We start from the raw sequence: 20231 nt of genomic DNA, 5'->3' as shown, positions 1-20231 counted from the left end.
TCTGTGTCAGGTGTCACTCGCTTTCATGCGCCGTTCCAGCCAGCGCACACCAGCCGATACGATCAGGATCAGGACCAGATATTCCAGCACCAGAACGGTGTAAATTTCGAGCGGGCGGTATTCCGACACGACCAGTTCATTCGCCTTGCGTGTCAGTTCCTGCATCCCGATGACCGATACAAGCGACGACATTTTCAGCATATAGACCAACTGATTGCCAAGCGCCGGCAAAATGCGCCGGATCGCCTGTGGCAGGATCACATAGCGCATCGTATCCCGGTAGTTCAGCGAAATGGATTGCGCCGCCTCATATTGCCCCTTTGAGATGGATTGAATGCCGGCGCGAAAAATCTCGGCCTGAAAGGCGCTGTCGCTGAGCGCCAGGGCAAACACACCGGCCCAGAACACATTGAGTGTGATCCCCGATACCGCCGGCAAACCATAATAGACCCACAAGATCAGCACCAGCACCGGCACAGAGCGGACGATTTCCACATAGATCCGGTTGAACATCCGCCAGCCGTGTCTTGCGGACAGCCCCGGCATAGCGACCAGCAAGCCCACGACGACCGACATCAGGATCGCGGTGACAGACATGCCGATGGTATAATACATGCCGCTTGCCATGAATTTCAGGTTGTTCCAGCCGGACGTTGTCGTGGGATCGACCACATACCAACCCCAATTGCTGGAACAGCCTGACAAAAGCAGCAACGCAGGGGCGAGGACAACAAAGCGTTTCATGGGCCGGCCTTTAATGATTCAAGATTTGCTTGATGAATGTGCCGAACCGTTTGGATTTCGGCGCAATGAACACATCTTCTGGCGCGCCGACCTCGACGATTTCACCTTTGTCCATAAAGACCATACGGTCGGCCACGCGCCGGGCAAACCCCATTTCATGGGTAACGACGATCATGGTCATCCCCGACGAGGCCAGCTCTGTCATGACATCCAGAACCTCTGCGATCATTTCAGGATCGAGCGCCGATGTCGGCTCATCGAACAGTAATATCCGCGGCTCCATGCACAGCGATCGCGCGATCGCAACACGCTGCTGTTGTCCCCCCGACAGCTGGCGGGGAAACTTATCGGCCTGATCGGGAATCTGCACCCGTTCCAGGTGTTTCATCGCCCGCATCCGCGCCGCTTGCTCGGACAGCCCCAGAACGCGGCGCGGGCCCAGACAAAGATTGTCCATGACGGTCAGATGCGGGAACAGGTTGAACTGCTGAAACACCATGCCGACGGTGCTGCGGATTTTTTCCAGATCAGCTGGCTTGTCCGTCAAGGTCGTTCCGTCGACGATAATGTCACCAGCCTCATGTGCCTCAAGCCGGTTGATGCAGCGGATCAGCGTTGACTTGCCAGACCCGGATGGGCCGCAGATAACCACGCGTTCGCCCAAGGCCACGTCGAGCGACACATTTTTCAACGCCTGAAAGTCGTCAAAGAACTTTGACACGTTCCGCATGGAGATGATGGGCATCGCTGTTTCGGTCCGATCTGTCTGTCTCACACGCAGATTCCGCGCAAAAAGTGATATTCTGGTGTCGTTTGCATTTCCAAACTTCTCCTGCATTCTAGATGTAACTAATGCAACACAAGGGAAACCCATGAAATTCTTTAAAATTGCCGCCGTTGCGGTAACGATCGCAGCAAGCGCCGTCCAGGTCTCGGCGCAGTCCGCACTGAACGAAATTCTGTCAGAAGGCGTGTTGAAAGTCGGCACCACAGGCGATTGGAACCCGATGTCCATGCGTGATGTCGCCACAAACACCTACGAAGGCTACGACATCGACGTGATGACGGCCCTGGCGGCCGATCTGGGGGTCGAGGTCGTTTTCGTGCCGACGGACTGGAAAACGCTTGTCGCGGGTGTGACCTCTGGCCAATACCATATCACGGGGTCTGCGTCGGTTTCACCTGCCCGTGCCAAGGCAGCCGGTTATTCCAACAGCTACTTTTCATTGGCGACCGTGCCGTTGACGTTGAAAACAAATGCGGACCGTTTCAATGACTGGGGCGATCTGAATGTCCAGGGCGTCTCGGTGGCGGCCACCCTTGGCACCACACAAGAAACGCAGGTAAAGCAGTATTTCCCGGCAGCAACCCACCGGATCGTCGAGGCGCCGGCCCGTGATTTCCAAGAGGTCCTTTCGGGCCGTGCGGACGCAAGCATCACATCCAACGTGGAAGCCAACAAGCTGGTGGCACAATACGATCAACTGATGATCGTCCCCGTCGCCGCAGGGCGTTCGCCAACGCCAATCGCCATGCTGCTGCCGCAGGACGATCAGGTCTGGATCAACTATGTGAACACCTGGATCACGCTGAAGCGGGAACAGGGGTTTTTTGACGATCTTGGCGTCAAATGGCAGTTGATGGCCGAGTGATCCGCTTTCCGCAATCGACGACCAAAGGCCAACCCTGCGTGGTTGGCCTTTCGCTTTTACCGCCAAGAGGTGTGCCATGCTGACGATCTATTCGGTTCCTGTTGCCGTTTACTGTGCCAAGCTGCGCATCATGTTGCGTCACAAGGGAATTCCGTTCGAACAGCTTCCCCCGCCGGGCGGATACGGGTCGGCCGCATACCGCGCGATCGTGCCGTCGGGCAATCTTCCGGCGATGATCCATGATGGCTTCATGCTCTCTGACTCCGAGGCAATCGCGGAATATCTGGAAGACGCATTTCCCGATATTCCGATGCTCCCCGAACCTGTCAAACTGCGCGCCAAGGCACGCGAGTTCAGCCGGTCCCACGATACCCGGCTAGAGCCTGCAGTGCGTGCAATTTACCCGCAAGTCGCATATGCGACACGCAACGCAGACGCCGTAAAAACCGGCGGTGCGTTGATTTCCAGGCACCTTACATCCCTTGCGCTGTTGCTGTCGGCCAACCCGCTGGACACGCGTAAACTCTGGTTATGTGATTGTGGATTTGCCGTGACATTCGCCTGGATCAAGGCCTTCGAGACCGCACTTGATCTGCCTGTCGACTGGCCCAAAATCGTGACCGATTACGATGCCCGCCTGCAGCGATTTGACGTCGTCGCCCAGGAACTGGCCGACTATCGGCCAGCGATGGACGCGTATTTGGCAAAGGCAAAGCCCTCTTGAGCGCCGAAAATGAGCGGCACGTGGCCTTGTCTGTCAGAATTGCCGACAACACTGCGGCACCAGATCTAGGTTCTGAACACCCGATAGATTGCCGGGATCACCAAAACCGTCAGCAAAGTCGAACTGAGCAAACCAAACAGCAGTGACAGCGCGAGGCCCTGAAATATCGGATCGGTCAGGATCACGGCCGCGCCGATCATGGCTGCCACCGCAGTCAGCAGGATCGGTTTGAAACGAATGGCGCCCGCTTCGATCAGGGTTTCGACCTTGTCCTTTTCCGGGTCCGCGTGGCGGATAAAATCGACAAGCAGTATAGAATTCCGCACGATGATACCGGCAAGCGCGATAAAGCCGATCATGGAAGGGGCTGAAAACGGTGCGCTGAACAGCCAATGACCGGCGATGATGCCCAGAAAAGTCAGCGGGATCGGCGTCAGGATCACCAGCGGCAGCTTGAACGAACCGAACTGCGCGACGACCAGAATGTAGATCGCCAGCAGCGCCACTGCAAAGGCCGCGCCCATGTCGCGGAAGGTGATCCACGTCACCTCCCATTCGCCGTCCCACAGCAGTGTGACCCCGCTTTCATCCTCGGGCTGGCCGTTCAGGCGGATTTCCGGCTTGGTGCCGTCGTCCCATTCCATCGCATCCAGCGCATCGGCGACGGCCAGCATGCCATAAAGCGGGGCTTCGAAATCGCCTGCCAGTTCCGCCATGACCATTTCAGCCGCGCGACCATTGTGGCGGAAAATCGGGAAAGAGGCGTATTCTTCCTCGATCACGACCACATCGCCCAGTTCCACAACCCCGCGCGCACCGGGCAGGACGTTGGCGGGGATCGGTGTAGAAAGGAACCGCTCATCGACAACGCGATCTGACTTGTCGCGTTCCACGGTAATCGGGATCGGATACCGACCTTCGCCGCGGTGCGAATAGCCCACCGTCGTGCCGGCATTCAAAATCCCAAGCGTCGTGAAAACATCCTGTTCCTGCACGCCAAAGAATTCCAGCTGATCGGTCGAGATGGTGACCCGCAGTCGGCGTGGCTGCACGCCAAAACTGTCATCGACGTCTACGATGAACGGGACGCTTTCGAATGCCGCACGGATCTTGGCTGCGGCGGTACGGCGGGTTTCACCGTCAGGGCCATAAACCTCGGCCAGAAGCGTGGCGATGACCGGCGGGCCGGGGGGGGGTTCGACCGTCTTGAGGCTCGTGCCGTCGGGCATGTCGCTTGCCGCGATCCGCGCGCGCAGGTCCAGCGCAATCTCGTGGCTGGTGCGCGTGCGGTGTTCCTTGTGATCAAGGGTGATCTGGACATCCCCCATCTCGGGGCGCGCCCGCAGATAGTAATGCCTGACCAGCCCGTTGAAATTGAACGGCGCGGCATCCCCGGCATGGGTCTGCACCGAAATGACCTCTGGCACCTCAAGCGCGATGCGGGCGACGTCCTGGGCAACTGCGTCGGTCGCCTCGACCGATGACCCTTCGGGCAGGTCGATGACAACGGACAGCTCTGACTTGTTGTCGAACGGCAACAACTTGACGGTCACGTCCTTGGTATAAAGCGCGCCAAGCGATCCAAAGGATAGCGCCGCGGCCAGCAACAAGAACACAAGGCTGCCGGATTTTGTCCGCAACAAAGGGCGCGCGATCGCAGAATAAATGCGGCCAAGCGTGCCGCCGTGATGGCTGCCGTCTTCATGTTCGGAACCATGCATCGGGGCGCGACCTGCCACCTTCATCATCAGCCACGGCGTGATGATCACGGCCACGAAAAAGGAAAAGATCATCGCGGCCGAAGCATTCGCCGGAATCGGGCTCATGTAGGGGCCCATCAGGCCCGATACGAACAGCATCGGAAGCAAGGCTGCCACCACGGTCAGCGTGGCGACAATCGTTGGATTACCAACCTCGGCCACGGCGCGAACGGCTTTTTCTGTCCGACTTGCCCGATCCGGCATCGCCCAGTGTCTCGCGATATTTTCAATGATCACGATGGCATCATCGACCAGAATCCCGATGGAAAAGATCAGCGCAAAGAGCGAGACACGGTTGAGCGTGTAACCCATGACCCATGCCGCAAAAAGCGTCAGCAGAATCGTGACCGGGATCACGACGGCGACAACGATCGCTTCGCGCCAGCCAATTGACAGAAACACCAACGCCACGATGGACACCGTGGCAAGACCCAGGTGGAACAATAATTCGTTGGCCTTTTCGTCGGCTGTCTCGCCGTAGTCGCGGGTAATATCGACCTGAACGGTGTCAGGGATCAGGGTGCCTTCAAGCAGATGGGTCCGGTGCAGGATTTCCTCGGCCACGGTCACCGCGTTCGCACCAGAGCGTTTGGCGATGGCAAGCGTCACCGCCGGTGTGCGGATAATCCCGCCATCCTCGCCGCGCGTGACATTGGCGACGATACGGTCCGAAGTATTGGGCACAAAGCGCACATCGGCCACGTCGCGCACATAGACCGGCCGGTTATCGCGGGTTGTCAGCAGCAGATTGGCCACGTCTGCCGGGGCCTTCAGTGTTTCTCCGGCGACAAGTGCGATCTGTTCGCCGTCATCACGGACAAGACCCGTCGAAAACGACCGGTTGGCCCCTTCGACCTTGCCCGCAAGCTGTTGCAGCGTCACACCATAAAGCGCAAGGCGTTCAGGGTCGGGGGCGATCCGGATGGCTTCCGGGGCTTCGCCGACAAGATAGGTCAGGCCGACATCGCTGATCTTGGCCAGTTCAACCTGCAATTCGCGCGCGACGCGGGTCAGATCATTCGCGGTCAGGCTGCCCTGCGCATCCTTGGGTGACAATGTCAGCGCCACGATCGCCACATCGTCAATGCCCCGTCCAACGATCAGGGGCTGTTCGATGCCGACCGGGATGCGGTCAAGATTGGCGCGGATCTTTTCGTGGACACGCAAGATCGCGGCATCCGACGACGTGCCGACGACAAAACGTGCGGTGACCATCGCCTGATCGTCAGAGGTCTGGGAATACACATGTTCGATCCCGTTGATGCCCTTGACGATGGTTTCCATCGGTTCCGTCACCAGCTTGACCGCGTCCTCCGATTTAAGACCCGGCGCCTGGATATGGATATCGACAAGGGGCACGGAAATCTGTGGCTCTTCCTCGCGCGGGAGGCTGACCAGCGCAACCAGCCCGACCGCCAGCGCGGCAAGGATCATCAGGGGCGTCAACGCAGAATGTATGAACGCCTTGGTCAGCCCTCCGGCGATGCCAAGTGGCGTCTTGTCGGACCCATTACTCACTGTCGGTCACCAGCTGCTCATCACCTTCAAGACCGGACAGGATTTCAACCAGCGCCCGACCGTCGACGGTATGGGGCGCCCCGACCACGACGGTGCGCGGCCGCAGGGTGCCATCCGGCCCCACCACCGTCACGAAATCAAGACCCATCCGCGAAGTGACAGCATTGACGGGAACAACAACGGCCGAAGATGTGGCCACGGGAAGCCGCACAAGAACGCGGGCATCCACGAAATCGGTTTCAAGACCAGGAACCTCTACATCCGCGATGACGCGGCCATTCTGGATCTGGGGATAGATTTTGGCCAGCCGCCCTTGCCGTGCGCCGTCGGGTGCTTCGATGCGGATGGTGTCCCCCTCTTCAAGATACAGAGCGTGGCGTTCCGGCACGGCCAGCCGCAGGAAAAAACCACCGCCACCGATTGTGGCAATCGTTTCGCCCGGCATGACGACCGAACCGGCGGCGACCGGCACCGTCAGAACCGTCCCCCCGATCGGGGCCAACACGTCACCTTCGGCTTTACGCTGTTCAAGCACGTTGCGCTCTGCCTCGGCTGCGCCGATCTGGCCGCGGATCACATCGACCTGCGTCCGCAGGGCATCAAGCCGCTGTGCTGTGGTTACGCCCCGTTGCAGCAGGTTTTCCCCACGTGCCAGTTCTGCTTCGGCATTGGCAAGCTGCGATCCAAGCGATTGCAGCGACGCATCCACCGCAGTGAGTTGAAGCGCAAGCTTTTCATCCACAACCCGGCCAATCTGCTGACCTGCCGAAACGGTCATCCCCTCGACAGCACTGACCTCGACAAGGGTTCCGCCCAGCCGCGAACGCGCAGGGATCTGGTCGCGCGCCTCGATCCGACCAAAAACGGCCTTCCAGTCAGTGATCTCGATATTGCGGGCAAAAACGTCATCCTGGGCCCAGACCATCATGGGCATCAGGGCAAGCAAGGTTCCAATCAGCAGGCGTCTTGGCATTTGAAGTATCCCCGATAACAGCGCGCTGCATCATATGCATTTTTGTGAATAGGTTGCAAGTTTTGTCGCGGCATCCGATCAACCGAACACCCCTGCCCGGATTTCGGAATAAGACCGGCTTTACCACTTGCATCGATCGTGCGGCTATGTCCGCATCAAGGTCGGCAGAATAAAAAAGGCAGCCGAAGCTGCCCCTTTTTCCGATGTCCGGCTGGCGCGCGTCAGGCCGCGTCGCGTTTGGGGTTTTTTCCCATGATGATCATCGACAGAATGTCATCTTCTGTCACGTCCTCGACCCGCTCGTCGCCGATCATCTGGCCGTTTTTCATCACCGATACACGGTCACAAAGGTCCATCATCTCGCGGGTGTCGTGGCTGATCAGGAAAATACCAAGACCCTGGGCCTTCAGTTCCTTGATCAGATCCGCGACCATCGCGGTTTCATGCACGCCCAGTGCGGCTGTCGGTTCGTCCATGATCAGGATGCGCGCGTTGAAATAGACCGCGCGCGCAATCGCGACCGACTGGCGCTGCCCGCCCGAAAGCGACCGCACAGGTTCTGAAAACCTTTTGAAGTTGGGGTTCAGCCGCGCCATGATCTTGCGCGATTCCGCTTCCATCTTGGCGTCGTCCACCAATCCCAGCGGGGTGGTGATTTCACGCCCCAGAAACAGGTTCGACGCCGCGTCAAGGTTATCGGCTAGCGCCAGCGTCTGATAGATCGTTTCGATGTTCTGCGCGCGCGCATCACGTGGATTATTGATCTCCACCTTTTTGCCATCGACAAAAATCTCGCCTTCGTCGGCCTTGTAGGCCCCGGCAAGGATCTTGATCAGCGTCGATTTGCCTGCGCCGTTATGGCCCAAAAGGCCAACGACCTCGCCTGCGTTCAGGCTGATCGAGACGTTATCCACAGCCTTGATCCCACCAAAGTGGATCGAGATGTTCTTCATTTCCAGAAGTGGCGTTGTCATCATACGTCTCCTGTCTTGCGGCGATACACAATGTCGATCCAGACGGCAAAGACCAGAACCGCACCGACCACGATATTTTGCAGCGGGCTGTCAACGCCCACCATCCCCATGCCGGACGTCAGCGACTGCATGATCAGCGCGCCAAGGATCGCGCCATAGATCGTCCCTGCCCCACCGGCCAGTGCCGTTCCGCCGATCACGGCGGCGGCAATCACGCGCAATTCGTCCAGTGTGCCGATATCGGTTGTGTGGGCCTGCAAACGGGCCTGCGCGACGATTGCGGACAGACCACACAGAAAGCCCATGATCGCGAAAATCTTGACCGTCAGCAGCCGGGTATTGATCCCCGAAAGCTCTGCCGCGTCAGGGTTGCCGCCGGTGGCGAAAATATAGCGCCCCAGCCGTGTCTTGCGGGCCACGATCGTCATCACAATGGCCACCACAATCAGGATCAGCACCGAAATCGGCAGACCATGCCCCTGTGTGAACCCGTCCGGCAATACCTCGCCGCGTTCTTCAAAGATGCGGCGCAGCTTGCCGCGTGGCACGTCATAGGCATTCAGGATTGCAACGAACCCCATGATGGCCGCAACAAAGAGCCCGCCAATAGTGTATTCGGCCCAAAGCGGCTTGGTCGGGAAATCATGTTTGATCCGGTTGCGCCGGGCACTGTAGACACCCCAGACCGCAGCAAGCGATGCCAGAATACCCACGACCCAACTCCAGAATTCGCCCAACGTGCCCTCTGCGCCGCCAAGCAGAATGAAGGTGCCGTCAAGCGGTGCAATGGTCTGCCCTTCGGTCAGGAACCAGCCCGCATAGCGCCAGACCAGAAAACCACCCAAGGTGACGATAAACGCGGGGATCGCCTGATAGCCGATCAACAGACCGTTGAACGCCCCGATAAAGGTGCCGACAACCAGCCCCGACAAAACCGCCAGCGGCGCGATCCAGGGCGACCCAAGTTCAAGCCCGAAATACCCGGGCAACACCTGCGTCTGCACCATCGCGATAACGGCAGAACATACGGCCAGCAGCGCGCCAACCGACAAATCGATATTGCGTGTGACGATGACGAAGACCATTCCGGTTGCCATGATAGCAACGGACACGGTTTGAACCGTCAGGTTGAAAATATTGCGCGGGGTCAGAAAATTACCGCCGGTGGCAATGCTGAAGCCAATGGCGATCAGCACAAGCGCGCCAATCATCCCAAGCAAACGCATATCGAGCTCGAGGCTTTGGAAAAGGGTTCGGTTGGCGTGTGTCGGCGTGGCGCCGGTGGGGTGCGTGCTGTCGGTCATGTCATATCCCGCAAATCAATCTTCGGAAAGTCCATTACAGGTGCGCCGTCCCGATGGGTGATCGGGACGGCGCCTGTAGCTTAACGATCAGGCCTGATCAGTTGCAAGGTGCCGGGCCGTTTGTAACGCCCTGGCACAGTGCCTCTTGGGTAATCCAGCCTGCATCAACAACCACCGAAAGGTTGTCAGCCGTGACCGGCACGGGGCCAAGGAACACGGCGTTCATTTCGTTGCCGCCGGGTGTGGTGAACTTCACTGCGCCGTCAACATCCTCTGGCGATGTGCCACCGGCCAGTGCCACGGCGATTTCAGCGGCAGCCTTGCCCAGTTCGCGTGCGTCTTTCCAGACGGACACGGTCTGTGTGCCAGCAGCAACACGGTTCAGCGCAGCATGGTCACCATCCTGCCCCGAGACGGGAATGCCCTGCATACCCTGGGCTGTCAGCGCCGCAACTGCACCGCCGGCAGTGCCGTCGTTGGATGCGACAACAGCGTCAACGTTGTTGTTCTGCTCGGTCAGGATCTGTTCCATGTTCCGCTGCGCGTTCGCAGGCTGCCAACCATCGGTATAGGCTTCACCCACGATCGTGATCGCACCGCTGTCGATTGCCGCTTGCAGGACTTCCTGCTGGCCACCGCGCAGGAAATCTGCGTTCGGATCGGTGGGCGAACCCTTGATCATCACGTAGTTGCCGGTCGGCTGTGCCGCCAGAACGGCAGCCGCTTGCAGGCGCCCCACTTCGACGTTGTCGAACGTCAGGTAGAATGCGCGTGAATCTTCGATCAGACGGTCATAGGCAACGACGGGAATTTCCTCGTCCACGGCGGCCTGCACGGCGGGAATGACCGCCTGCGTGTCCTGGCCCAGCACGATCAGCGCATCAACGCCCTGCGAAATCAGGTTTTCGATATCGGTCAACTGCTTGGCAGCGGATGACTGTGCGTCGGTCGATACATATTCCGCGCCAGCAGCTTCCAGGGCGGCCTTGATCGCGGCTTCGTCGGTTTTCCAGCGCTCTTCCTGGAAGTTCGACCAGCTTACGCCCACTGTCAGGCTGTGCGCATCGGCAAATGCCATCGCACCGGGCAGCGAAGCGGCCATGGCGACCGCAAGAATCGTTCTTCTTTTCATTGAATGTCCTCCCATTTCACAACGGTATAACGCCATCATCAGGCTTATTTTACCGACTGAATTTATTGCGCTAACAAACGAAAATGTCAAACAAAATAATTTCCATGAAACATTTGTAACAGCACAGGGCACACGGCGGCCGTTCTGCAAAGGCGCGGCTTGCAACGGCGCTGTGCCTCGGGCAGTTTAGCGCTAACAAAAATGGATGAAGAACCCCATGAAACCGAACAGAAAAAAGCAACCGGCGAGGATTTTGGGATATTGTGTTGCGGGTTGGGGGCTCGGTGCAGTTGCGACGGCCGCTGCAGCGACCCCGATATTTCAGGACAGACCGGCGGCCCTTCCGGTTGCGCATGTCTACACAGGCGGCTGGGCGCATTTCGTGGGCGGTGGCGTTGCCATTTTCGACTGTAACGACGATGCCCTTCCCGATCTTTTTGCCGCGGGTGGCAAGGCCCCTGCGACGCTTTTGGTCAACGCCTCTGATCGGGGCGGTCCCATCACATTCACGCCCGGCGCGCTGGCAACCCTCACCGATGTGACGGGTGCCTATCCAATCGACCTTGACAGCGATGACATCATCGACCTGATGGTATTGCGCAACGGTGCGAACGTGCTGCTGCAAGGTCAGGGGAACTGCCTGTTCAACACAGGCGACACCTTTGGCCTGCCCGATGACACCCGCTGGTCCACCGCTTTTTCTGCCACTTGGGAAACGGGGCAGACCCTGCCGACGCTGGCCATCGGCAATTACGTCGATGCCACCGACCCTGCCGGCCCGTTTGGCACCTGCGACACCAACTGGCTGATCCGCCCTAACGGCGACCGCTATGCGCCCCCCCTGGCCCTTGACCCCGGCTTTTGCCCCTTGTCGATGCTGTTTTCCGACTGGCAGCGCAGTGGCACGCCCATGCTGCGTATCTCGAACGACCGGCAGTATTACATCCGCGATGGCTATGAACAGATGTGGCAGCTTGATCCACTGCGCGAACTGACCCCCGCCGATGGTTGGGACAGGTTCCAGATCTGGGGCATGGGCATCGCCAGCCATGACATCACCGGCGACGGCCTGCCAGAGGTCATGCTGACCTCTATGGGGGATCAGAAACTGATGACAAATACCGGTGCAGGCTTTGACGCGGTGCCCTACGCGACGGGCACATATGCGCAGCGCCCTTTCACAGGTGACGACGGGCGGCCATCGACCGGTTGGCACGCAGAGTTCGGCGATATCGACAATGACGCGCGCGCGGACCTGTTCATCGCCAAGGGCAATGTGGACCAGATGCCGGGATTGGCGATGCGCGACCCCAATAACCTGCTGATGCAGCAGCCTGACGGAACATTCGTGGAAATGGCGGATCAGGCGGGCATCGCCACCACAGACAGGGCCCGGGGTGCGGGGCTGGCCGATCTGAATGGCGATGGCTTGCTGGATATCGTGGTGGTCAACCGCCGCGCCCCGCTGGAGGTCTGGCAGAACATGACGCCGGACGCGGGCAACTGGATCGCGGTTGATCTGCGCCAGCCCGCCCCCAACACCCGTGCCATCGGCGCCTTTGTCGAACTGCGCGCCGGGGACCGGGTGCAGACCCGCGAGGTGACAATCGGCGGCGGCCATGTCAGCGGCAGCCTGATCCCGCTGCATTTCGGTCTGGGCGCGGCAAAGGCTGCAGATCTGCGCGTGATCTGGCCCGATGGGACGGCAACGGACTGGATATCCGCCGCCGCCAATCAGGTGGTGCCGATCAGGCGGTGATCAGTCCGTCAGCCCCAGCATCGCGCGGTTCGCCGCCCGGTCCGCACCGGATTTGGCAAAATCGTCAAAGGCGCGTTCGGACACGGTGATGATGTTGTCTGCGATGAACTGCGCACCTTCCGATGCGCCGTCCTCGGCATTTTTCACGAAACATTCCCATTCCAGCACGGCCCATCCATCAAACCCATAGGTAGACAGTTTCGTGAAAATGCCGCCGAAATCGACCTGCCCGTCACCGGGGCTGCGGAACCGCCCTGCCCGTTTTGCCCAAGGCTGAAACCCGCCATAGACGCCTGATTTCCCATCGGGGCGGAATTCGGCATCCTTGACGTGAAAGGTTTTGATCCGGTCGTGATAGTGGTCGATGAATGCCAGATAATCGAGCTGCTGCAACACGAAGTGCGATGGATCATACATGATGTTCGCACGGGGATGCTGATCGACCTTTTCAAGGAAATATTCCCAGCTGTGCCCGTCGTGCAAATCCTCGGTCGGATGAATTTCATAGGCCAGATCAATGCCATGCGCGTCAAAATCATCCAGGATTGGCCGCCAGCGGTTCGCCAGTTCGGTGAACCCTTCGTCGATCAACCCTTCGGGCCACTGCGGAAAGGGGTAGAGGTATGGCCACAGCAGAGAACCTGAAAAGGTCGTGTGCCGGTCCAGCCCCAACCGTCTGGACGCGCGCGCGGCCAGTCCCAGGTGTTCAGTCGCCCAGGCGCGGCGGGCCGCAGGATCATTATGGACCGCCTCTGGCGCAAAGGCATCCATCACCGTGTCATGAGCGGGATGCACCGCAATTAACTGCCCCACGATATGCGAGGCAAGATCGCAGATTGCGATCCCGTGACCGGCCAGCATCCCCACCAGATCATCGCAATAGGTCTGGCTTTCGGCGGCCTGTTTCATGTCGATCAGCCGTGTGTCCCACGTGGGGATCTGCACGCCCTTAAACCCTTTGGCAGCAGCCCATTTCGCCATGCCTTCCAAGGTGTTGTAAGGTGCATCATCACCTGCGAATTGCGCCAGAAACACGCCGGGCCCCTTGATTGTGCGCATCTTCTTTCCTCCTATCGTGGCCGATTCAGACAAAGCGGTTGACGTAGTTTTCCAGAACTTCCTGCCGGCCCGACTGCGGCGCGGGGTTGATGCCTTGCGACAGAACGCGCGCCTGAATGCTGTCCAGATCGCTGTTCAGCATCTCTTGCGCCTCTGCGCCGGTCCAGCCTGCATAGCGGTCTGCAAGCGCCGCATCCAGACCGCCATCCTCGATCATCGCGGCAGCCGCCTTGAACCCGCGCGCACACACATCCATGCCACCCACATGGGCCGCAATCAGGTCCTGCGCATCCAGCGACTGGCGCCGCAGCTTGGCATCGAAATTGGTGCCGCCTGTGCCCAGCCCGCCAGCCTTGAGAATGTGATAATACGCCAGCGCCACTTCTGGCACGTTGTTGGGAAACTGGTCGGTGTCCCAGCCGGACTGGTAATCGTTGCGGTTCATGTCGATCGACCCCAGCATCCCTTCAGCGGCGGCCACGGCGATTTCATGTTCGAACGAATGCCCTGCCAGAATGGCGTGACCCTGCTCAAGGTTCAGCTTGACCTCGTTTTCCAGACCGTATTTGCGCAGGAACCCGATGCAGGTGGCCGCATCAAAATCATACTGGTGCTTGGACGGTTCCTGCGGCTTGGGTTCTACAAGGATCGTGCCCTTGAATCCGATCTTGTGCTTGTAATCCACGACCATGTTCAGAAACCGGCCCATATGGTCCAGTTCCTGCCCCAGATCGGTGTTCAGCAGCGTTTCATACCCTTCACGCCCACCCCACAACACATAGTTCTGGCCGCCCAGCTTGTGGGTGGCATCCATGCAGCCCTTGACTGTCGCGGCGGCAAAGGCAAACACGTCGGGGTCGGGGTTGGTCGCGGCCCCCGACATCCAGCGGCGATCACTGAACATATTGGCCGTGCCCCACAACAGGCCGGTTTTGCTGGATTCCATCTTTTGCCCGATGTAATCAGTGATTTCTTCCAGCGTGGACAGGTTGTCGGCGAAATTGCCCTGTTCGGGGCGCAGATCGGCATCATGCCAGCAAAAGTAGGGGACATTCAGAAGATCGAACATTTCGAACGCCACATCGGCCTTTTGTCTGGCACGGCCCATATCGTCCTGCGGATACCACGGGCGCTCGAACGTCTGTCCGCCAAAGGGGTCGCCCCCTTCCCAGGCGAAGGAATGCCAATACGCCACGGCAAAGCGCAGATGGTCCGCCATCCGCTTGCCCATCACGATTTCGTCGGGGTTATAGTGACGATAGGCCAACGGGTTCGTGCTGTCCGGGCCTTCAAATGTGATCGGGGCGATGCCGTCAAAGAAACCTGTGGTCATTTGTCTTGTCTTTCATGATCTGGATTTACCCGCGCCGCCATGTCGCTACGCGTTTCGCAAAAATGAATAGCCAAATATAATTTTTGTGTCAAAATAAATAAAAAGAGAAGGCCGCCATGCAAAATACGCTCACTTACGCGATCCCATTGCCCGATCCCCGCAGCGCGGGGCGGTTGCGCGTGCTTGATGCAATCCGCAGGGCGGGACAGATCGCGCGGATCGACATTGCCCATCAGACAGGGTTAAGCCCGGCGACGGTCACGACGATCACATCCGATCTGCTGCAGGCCGGATTGATCACACCGATCATTGCCGATGACCGGCCCACCGGCCTGCGACGGGGGCGCCCCCGCGAGGCGCTGAAACTGCGCGGAGAGGCCCGGCTGATTGCAGGGCTGAAAGTCGCAAAAGACGTCATTACCGTGCTTTTGGTGGACTTCGAAGGGCAGGAAATCGGCAGCCATGAATATAAACTACCCCAGTCGCAGTTCACGGGCACCGGGCTTTGCACCGAAATCATCGCCGCTGTCAGCGAAACCTGCGCCCAGAACGGGCTGGCGATTGAATATCTGTCAGGGATCGGGATCGGACTGGCAGGCCAGATCAACGGCACCACCGGATTTGTGCATTGGTCAACCTCGCTCAGCCGACGCAATGTCGATCTTGGGGTGATGCTGGCCGAACGCGCGCCCTGCCCCGTCTTTATCGAAAACGATGCAAATCTTGTGGCAAAGGCCGAACAGCTGTTCGGTGACGGACGCGGGGTGCGCAACTTTCTGGTGGTGACGATCGAACACGGGCTGGGTCTTGGCATGGTGATCGACGGGCAGCTTTATCGCGGCGCACGCGGGTGTGGCGGCGAATTCGGCCATACCAAGGTCGAACCGGATGGTGCATTGTGCCAATGCGGCCAGCGCGGCTGTCTGGAAGCATACGCAGGGGCATATGCCCTTGCGCGCGCCAATGCCGCCGAAAGCGACAAGGCCCGGCGTCTGTTTGCGATGGGTCTGGCCAACCTGGTGAATGTCTTTGACCCCGAATTGCTGATTCTGGCCAGCCGGGACGGCGCAGCGCACCCGCTTTGCGCCGCGACGGTTCTGGCCGATGTCAGCCAGCTTGTCGTGCAGGTCGACGTGCCAATGCCGCATATCCGGGTGCATGGCTGGGGGGATTTGCTGTGGGCCAAAGGCGCCGCTGCCTATGGGATCGAACAGGTCGCGGCACTTTCGGTCCGCGACCTTGGCGCGATCGCTCAGACAGCGCCCTGAATCGCAGGATAGAGCGCACGATACCGTTCCCAGCCCGCTGCATATTGGTCTTGCAGGTCGGAACGCGGATCGACGGTTTCGGCAATCGCGGGCGGCGTCATGATATCGGCCACCGGCGCGCCGGTATCCGCGGCAATGCCCAGACGGGCGGCACCCAATGCCGCACCAAATTCACCACCCGCCGGGATCGACAGCGGCAGGTCCAGCACCGTGGCCAGCGTTTCCAGCCAATAGCGCGACCGCGCCCCGCCGCCCATGGCGATGACGGATGTCAGTTCGGTCCCTGTGCCGTTCAGCGCCGCCAGACAATCGCGCAGCGCATAGGATACACCTTCGATGACCGCCTGGGTCAGATCAGCGGGCCCCTGTGCGATATCAAGGCCCACAAAGGCCCCTCGCACGTCGGCATTGTTATGCGGTGTCCGTTCGCCCGACAGATAAGGCAGGAAGGTCAGCGATGACGGCCCGCTGATCCGGTCGGGCAGCGCGCCGGCCAGATCAGCCGCCGACTGGCCCGTCTGGCGCGACAGCCAGTTCATGCAGTCGGTCGCCGCCAGAATGACCCCCATCTGATACCAGCGATCCGGCACCGCATGGCAAAACGTATGCACCGCCGATCCCGCATCGGGTGCAAAACGGTCCTTGGCCGCCAGCAACACCCCCGAGGTGCCCAGCGACACAAACCCCTGCCCTTCGGCGAAACATCCCGCACCGCAGGCAGCAGCGGCATTGTCACCGCCGCCACCGGCCACGACAACTGGTCCGGTGATGCCCCAGTCCTGGCGCAGCGCATCGCGCAGATGGCCGCTGACAGCACTGCCTTCGCACAGGTCCGGCATCTGGTCACGGCGCATATGCCCCGTGGCCAGCGCCAGATCCGACCAGTCACGCGCACCCACATCCAGCCAGGACGTGCCGGCGCTGTCGGACATGTCACCGACATGTTCTCCGGTCAGCCAAAAACGCAGATAATCCTTTGGCAGCAGAACCTTGGCGACCTTTTCGAATGTTTCCGGCTCATGCTCTTTTAACCAAAGGAGTTTCGGCGCGGTGAAACCCGGAAACACGATATTGCCGGTGATCTCACGCATCCGCGGCTGCGCATCCAGCCATGCGGCCTGTTTTGCGGCGCGCGTGTCGTTCCACAGAATGCAGGGCCGCAAGACCTGATCATCCGCGTCCAACAACGTCGCGCCGTGCATCTGCCCGCTTAGCCCGATACCGCGCAGCGACGCCACCGCATTGGGCTGGCGCGCCCTGAGCGTATCCAGCGCATGTTCACAGGCGCCGATCCAATCGGCGGGGTCCTGTTCGGACCAGCCCTGCCGGGGATGCGGATTGTCATAGTGCATTTCCGCCGTGTCGATCACCCTGCCCGCGCGATCGGTCAAGATCGCCTTGAGCCCCGATGTGCCCAGATCCAAACCCAAATACATGATAATTTCCTTTTATTCGGTGTCTGAAATTAATCGGCAATCGCAGCGCCAGTCAACATCCGATCAGCGCTTTGGCACAGCACCCAGCGACGCGCGCAGCTTGACCTCTGCGCCCAGATCAATCGGGGCGACAGCCGGCCGCCGGTGCACCATATCCACCAGCGCCCGCGCCGCCCGGCGGCCCATTTCACGGTGCGGCACATGTACGGTGGTCAGGGGCGGATGCACGACCTGCGCCAGCTCGATATCGTCAAATCCGGTAATCGACACATCATCAGGCACCCGCAGGCCCAGTTCCCGTGCGCGGCGCAGCGCCCCCACTGCCAGCACGTCGTTGCCGCATAACACGACCGTCGGCCGGTCAGGCATCCCCATCAGCCGGTCAAAGGCCGCGGCGCCGTTTTCGATCCCGTAGGGTGTTTCGATCAACTGCAATGCAGCAGGGTCAAGTCCAGCTGCGCGCATGGCGTCCCGAATGCCATCCAGCCGTTCGCGCGCCCGGTCGTTCATCGCCACATCGGCCGAAATCAGGGCAAGGTTACGGTGCCCGCGCTTTAACACCTCATCGGTCAGGTCACGCATCGCGGCTCTGTTGTCAAAGCCGACCGAGGGCCGGTCGATCGCAGGGTCATAGGCCCACACCACCAGCGCCGGCACGCGCTGCGCCTCTAAAAACCGGTAAATCTCTGCATCGCGTTCATGGCCGATCAAAAGCAGCGCATCGGCCCCCCGCGCCACCAGCGACCGGATCTGTTCCTGTTCGATATCCGGCCGGTAGGACGAGCTGGCCACCAGCATGGTAAACCCATGTTCGCGCAATTCTTCCTGAAAGGCCTGCAAGCCACGCGCAAAGATCGCATTTTCCATCGTCGGGATGATCGCGCCGATCGTATTGGTCCGACGCGATGCCATCGCACGCGCGCCAAAATTGGGGGCATAGCCCAGATCGCTGATCGCCTTCATTACCTTTTCGCGGGTGGCTTGCGTGACTTGATTGGGCAGGTTCAAGCAGCGCGAAACGGTCGCGGTCGATACATTCGCACGTGCCGCCACGTCATGAAGTGTCGGGGTCGGTCGGTCTGATGTCATGCAATCCCCTGCGCGATCATACGGGCCTTTTGGGCGTGAATTTTCCACGTCTTATCATGGACCTTGCACGATCTGGAATGGAAACTCTTGCCACAGCGGATTGTAAGCGTTTACATTGTGGGTGTAGAATCGGTTTTGCGACTGGGAGGAGACGCATGATGCCGCTTTTAGGAGCAATCATCCTGTTTTGTATTTTCACCGCCAATGTCGGCCTTGGCGCGATGGGCGGGAGCCCGTTTCTGGGCAATGTCGGTGAAATGCTGGTTCTTGTCGCGGCGGCGGTGATGTTCGTCGTAGCGATCTTGAAAAGCGAAGCTGCCACCAGAAAGTAGGCAGTTCAACAACGTCCATAGGGAGGACAATTCCATGAAAACCAAGCACGATCAGCTCAAGTCGGCCGAGCGGCGCAATTTCCTCAAGCTGGCAGGGACCGGTGGTTTTACGGCTGCATTGGTGGCCGGGGCCGCAGGCACATTGTGGTCTACCGAGGCCGCAGCACAGACCGCGATGGAGGAAAGAGACCGCGAAAACGCCGCCGAACATGTGATGACCATCGCGACCGCCTATGTGCTGGGGGCGACGCGCAGCTATCCGATCATGCAGTTGGACCTGAAGGAAAACATCCAGAACGCCACAAACGGCAAGGTCTATGTGAAACTGGCCCCTGGCGGGCAGTTGGGCGCAGGCGGGTCGCTGGTGCAAAAGGTGCAGGGCGGCACAATTCAGGCAGCCCAGCATTCGCTGGCCAACTTTGCCCCCTTTGCCAGTGTCGTTGATCTGATCAACATGCCGTATCTTTGCGGTTCCAACCAGCGTTTCACCAACCTTGTGCATTCCGATGCCTGGGCCGCCGAGGTAAACCCAAAGGTCGAGGCCGCAGGCTTCAAGCCGTTGTTCTATGTCAATATCGACCCCCGCGTCGTGGCGATGCGTGCAGGCGGTGCCGGGCCGGTTCTGACCCCCGGTGATCTGTCTGGCGTCAAATTCCGCGTGCCCGGCTCGGCCATGTTGCAGCAATATTACCGCATGGTTGGCGCCAACCCGACACCCGTGGCATGGGGTGAAACGCCTTCGGCCATCAAACAGGGCGTGGCTGACGCGCTCGACCCATCCGTGGGGGCGCTTTATGTGTTTGGCTTCAAGGATATCCTGTCACACGTGACCTTTACGCAGGCGGTCCCGGACAGCCAGGTTTATTCGTGCAACCTGGAATGGTTCAACTCCATGCCTGCCGATGTACAGGACGGGATCATGGAAGCATCCGAGATCACACGCCACCAGAACCTTGCCAAGGTGCCGTCGGCCCGCAACTATGCCATGGCCGAACTGCGCAAGGCCGGTGTTCAGTTCCATTCCCTGTCTGACGACCAGCTGGCCGAATGGCAGGACACAGGCGGCTATCAACGGTCCGAGTGGGACAGCTTCAAGGTCGAACTGGCCGGATCCATGGAAACCTTTGACAAGATGGTCGAGGCCGCAGGCACACAGGGCCGCTACTACGTCCAC

General features: G+C 59.7%; 17 protein-coding genes. 6 read left to right on the top strand and 11 right to left on the bottom strand.

The annotated features are described in order from the left end of the window. Window positions 1-6: 6 nt before the first annotated feature. On the bottom strand, window positions 7-744 hold the full coding sequence (locus tag ACTG4B_RS07655; RefSeq protein WP_439155103.1) for an amino acid ABC transporter permease: 738 nt from the start codon (window positions 742-744) through the stop codon (window positions 7-9). A 10-nt stretch (window positions 745-754) separates the two neighbouring features. Further along, on the bottom strand, window positions 755-1489 hold the full coding sequence (locus tag ACTG4B_RS07650) for an amino acid ABC transporter ATP-binding protein (protein WP_439155139.1): 735 nt from the start codon (window positions 1487-1489) through the stop codon (window positions 755-757). A gap of 127 nt (window positions 1490-1616) precedes the next feature. Between ACTG4B_RS07650 and ACTG4B_RS07645 the strand changes: the two genes are divergently transcribed. Both ACTG4B_RS07645 and ACTG4B_RS07640 read left to right on the top strand, forming a co-directional pair. Continuing rightward, a complete protein-coding gene (locus ACTG4B_RS07645) occupies window positions 1617-2396 on the top strand; it encodes a transporter substrate-binding domain-containing protein (protein ID WP_439155102.1) in 780 nt (259 codons plus the stop codon). Between the two features lie 76 nt (window positions 2397-2472). Next, window positions 2473-3120, top strand: coding sequence for a glutathione S-transferase family protein (locus ACTG4B_RS07640; RefSeq protein ID WP_439155101.1), 648 nt, complete (start codon window positions 2473-2475; stop codon window positions 3118-3120). 65 nt (window positions 3121-3185) lie between these two features. On the opposite strand, the gene ACTG4B_RS07635 is transcribed toward ACTG4B_RS07640, so the two are convergent. The 5 genes from ACTG4B_RS07635 to xylF all read right to left on the bottom strand — a co-directional run bounded on the left by ACTG4B_RS07635 (window position 3186) and on the right by xylF (window position 10751). Continuing rightward, window positions 3186-6398 (bottom strand): efflux RND transporter permease subunit, encoded by a 3213-nt coding sequence (locus tag ACTG4B_RS07635; protein ID WP_439155100.1) that lies wholly within the window; start codon window positions 6396-6398, stop codon window positions 3186-3188. Then, window positions 6391-7371: an efflux RND transporter periplasmic adaptor subunit gene (locus tag ACTG4B_RS07630; RefSeq protein WP_439155099.1), complete on the bottom strand. Its 981-nt coding sequence runs from the start codon at window positions 7369-7371 to the stop codon at window positions 6391-6393. Before ACTG4B_RS07630 ends, ACTG4B_RS07635 begins: the two co-directional genes overlap by 8 nt. A 221-nt stretch (window positions 7372-7592) precedes the next feature. Beyond that, window positions 7593-8345, bottom strand: coding sequence for an ATP-binding cassette domain-containing protein (locus ACTG4B_RS07625; protein WP_439155098.1), 753 nt, complete (start codon window positions 8343-8345; stop codon window positions 7593-7595). Continuing rightward, window positions 8345-9649 carry a sugar ABC transporter permease gene (locus tag ACTG4B_RS07620; RefSeq protein WP_439155097.1) on the bottom strand — a complete coding sequence of 435 codons (1305 nt, stop codon included), beginning with the start codon at window positions 9647-9649 and terminating at the stop codon, window positions 8345-8347. Before ACTG4B_RS07620 ends, ACTG4B_RS07625 begins: the two co-directional genes overlap by 1 nt. Before the next feature lie 97 nt (window positions 9650-9746). Further along, window positions 9747-10751: a D-xylose ABC transporter substrate-binding protein gene (xylF, locus tag ACTG4B_RS07615; RefSeq protein WP_439155138.1), complete on the bottom strand. Its 1005-nt coding sequence runs from the start codon at window positions 10749-10751 to the stop codon at window positions 9747-9749. Between the two features lie 247 nt (window positions 10752-10998). Here xylF and ACTG4B_RS07610 point away from each other — a divergent pair, with 247 nt between their 5' ends. Next, window positions 10999-12540: a CRTAC1 family protein gene (locus ACTG4B_RS07610; RefSeq protein ID WP_439155096.1), complete on the top strand. Its 1542-nt coding sequence runs from the start codon at window positions 10999-11001 to the stop codon at window positions 12538-12540. On the opposite strand, the gene ACTG4B_RS07605 is transcribed toward ACTG4B_RS07610, so the two are convergent. Together ACTG4B_RS07605 and xylA are read right to left on the bottom strand one after the other, a co-directional pair. Continuing rightward, entirely contained in the window at window positions 12541-13599 is a 1059-nt protein-coding gene (locus ACTG4B_RS07605; protein WP_439155095.1) for a sugar phosphate isomerase/epimerase family protein, read from the bottom strand. Window positions 13600-13624: 25 nt separating this feature from the next. Then, window positions 13625-14932, bottom strand: coding sequence for a xylose isomerase (gene xylA, locus ACTG4B_RS07600; RefSeq protein WP_439155094.1), 1308 nt, complete (start codon window positions 14930-14932; stop codon window positions 13625-13627). 116 nt (window positions 14933-15048) lie between these two features. On the opposite strand from xylA, the gene ACTG4B_RS07595 reads away from it, so the two are divergent. Next, window positions 15049-16200 carry an ROK family transcriptional regulator gene (locus tag ACTG4B_RS07595; RefSeq protein WP_439155093.1) on the top strand — a complete coding sequence of 384 codons (1152 nt, stop codon included), beginning with the start codon at window positions 15049-15051 and terminating at the stop codon, window positions 16198-16200. Here ACTG4B_RS07595 and xylB read toward each other — a convergent pair. Then, window positions 16185-17636, bottom strand: a complete 1452-nt coding sequence (gene xylB, locus ACTG4B_RS07590; protein ID WP_439155092.1) for a xylulokinase — start codon at window positions 17634-17636, stop codon at window positions 16185-16187. The genes ACTG4B_RS07595 and xylB overlap by 16 nt on opposite strands. Window positions 17637-17699: 63 nt before the next feature. Continuing rightward, window positions 17700-18725 (bottom strand): LacI family DNA-binding transcriptional regulator, encoded by a 1026-nt coding sequence (locus ACTG4B_RS07585; protein WP_439155091.1) that lies wholly within the window; start codon window positions 18723-18725, stop codon window positions 17700-17702. A 158-nt stretch (window positions 18726-18883) separates the two neighbouring features. Here ACTG4B_RS07585 and ACTG4B_RS07580 point away from each other — a divergent pair, with 158 nt between their 5' ends. Together ACTG4B_RS07580 and ACTG4B_RS07575 are read left to right on the top strand one after the other, a co-directional pair. Then, complete coding sequence (locus tag ACTG4B_RS07580; RefSeq protein ID WP_439155090.1) at window positions 18884-19057, top strand: hypothetical protein; 174 nt, start codon at window positions 18884-18886, stop codon at window positions 19055-19057. A 34-nt stretch (window positions 19058-19091) separates the two neighbouring features. Beyond that, window positions 19092-20231 (top strand): TRAP transporter substrate-binding protein (locus ACTG4B_RS07575; RefSeq protein WP_439155089.1); only part of this gene is annotated, 1140 nt, incomplete at its 3' end.

The sequence above is a fragment of the Yoonia sp. genome (assembly GCF_965660735.1).
Taxonomy (GTDB): Bacteria; Pseudomonadota; Alphaproteobacteria; order Rhodobacterales; family Rhodobacteraceae; genus Yoonia.
The sequence above is the reverse complement of the archived record's forward strand: the minus strand, read 5'-3'. Positions and strand labels throughout refer to the sequence as shown.

Excerpts from the sequence above, each read along its gene's own strand:
- ACTG4B_RS07655 (WP_439155103.1), bottom strand. The coding sequence starts at position 744 with ATGAAACGCTTTGTTGTCCTCGCCCCTGCGTTGCTGCTTTTGTCAGGC.
- ACTG4B_RS07650 (WP_439155139.1), bottom strand. The coding sequence starts at position 1,489 with ATGCCCATCATCTCCATGCGGAACGTGTCAAAGTTCTTTGACGACTTT.
- ACTG4B_RS07645 (WP_439155102.1), top strand. The coding sequence starts at position 1,617 with ATGAAATTCTTTAAAATTGCCGCCGTTGCGGTAACGATCGCAGCAAGC.
- ACTG4B_RS07640 (WP_439155101.1), top strand. The coding sequence starts at position 2,473 with ATGCTGACGATCTATTCGGTTCCTGTTGCCGTTTACTGTGCCAAGCTG.
- ACTG4B_RS07630 (WP_439155099.1), bottom strand. The coding sequence starts at position 7,371 with ATGCCAAGACGCCTGCTGATTGGAACCTTGCTTGCCCTGATGCCCATG.
- ACTG4B_RS07625 (WP_439155098.1), bottom strand. The coding sequence starts at position 8,345 with ATGACAACGCCACTTCTGGAAATGAAGAACATCTCGATCCACTTTGGT.
- ACTG4B_RS07620 (WP_439155097.1), bottom strand. The coding sequence starts at position 9,649 with ATGACCGACAGCACGCACCCCACCGGCGCCACGCCGACACACGCCAAC.
- xylF (WP_439155138.1), bottom strand. The coding sequence starts at position 10,751 with ATGGCCGCTTCGCTGCCCGGTGCGATGGCATTTGCCGATGCGCACAGC.
- ACTG4B_RS07610 (WP_439155096.1), top strand. The coding sequence starts at position 10,999 with ATGAAACCGAACAGAAAAAAGCAACCGGCGAGGATTTTGGGATATTGT.
- ACTG4B_RS07605 (WP_439155095.1), bottom strand. The coding sequence starts at position 13,599 with ATGCGCACAATCAAGGGGCCCGGCGTGTTTCTGGCGCAATTCGCAGGT.
- xylA (WP_439155094.1), bottom strand. The coding sequence starts at position 14,932 with ATGACCACAGGTTTCTTTGACGGCATCGCCCCGATCACATTTGAAGGC.
- ACTG4B_RS07595 (WP_439155093.1), top strand. The coding sequence starts at position 15,049 with ATGCAAAATACGCTCACTTACGCGATCCCATTGCCCGATCCCCGCAGC.
- xylB (WP_439155092.1), bottom strand. The coding sequence starts at position 17,636 with ATGTATTTGGGTTTGGATCTGGGCACATCGGGGCTCAAGGCGATCTTG.
- ACTG4B_RS07585 (WP_439155091.1), bottom strand. The coding sequence starts at position 18,725 with ATGACATCAGACCGACCGACCCCGACACTTCATGACGTGGCGGCACGT.
- ACTG4B_RS07580 (WP_439155090.1), top strand. The coding sequence starts at position 18,884 with ATGCCGCTTTTAGGAGCAATCATCCTGTTTTGTATTTTCACCGCCAAT.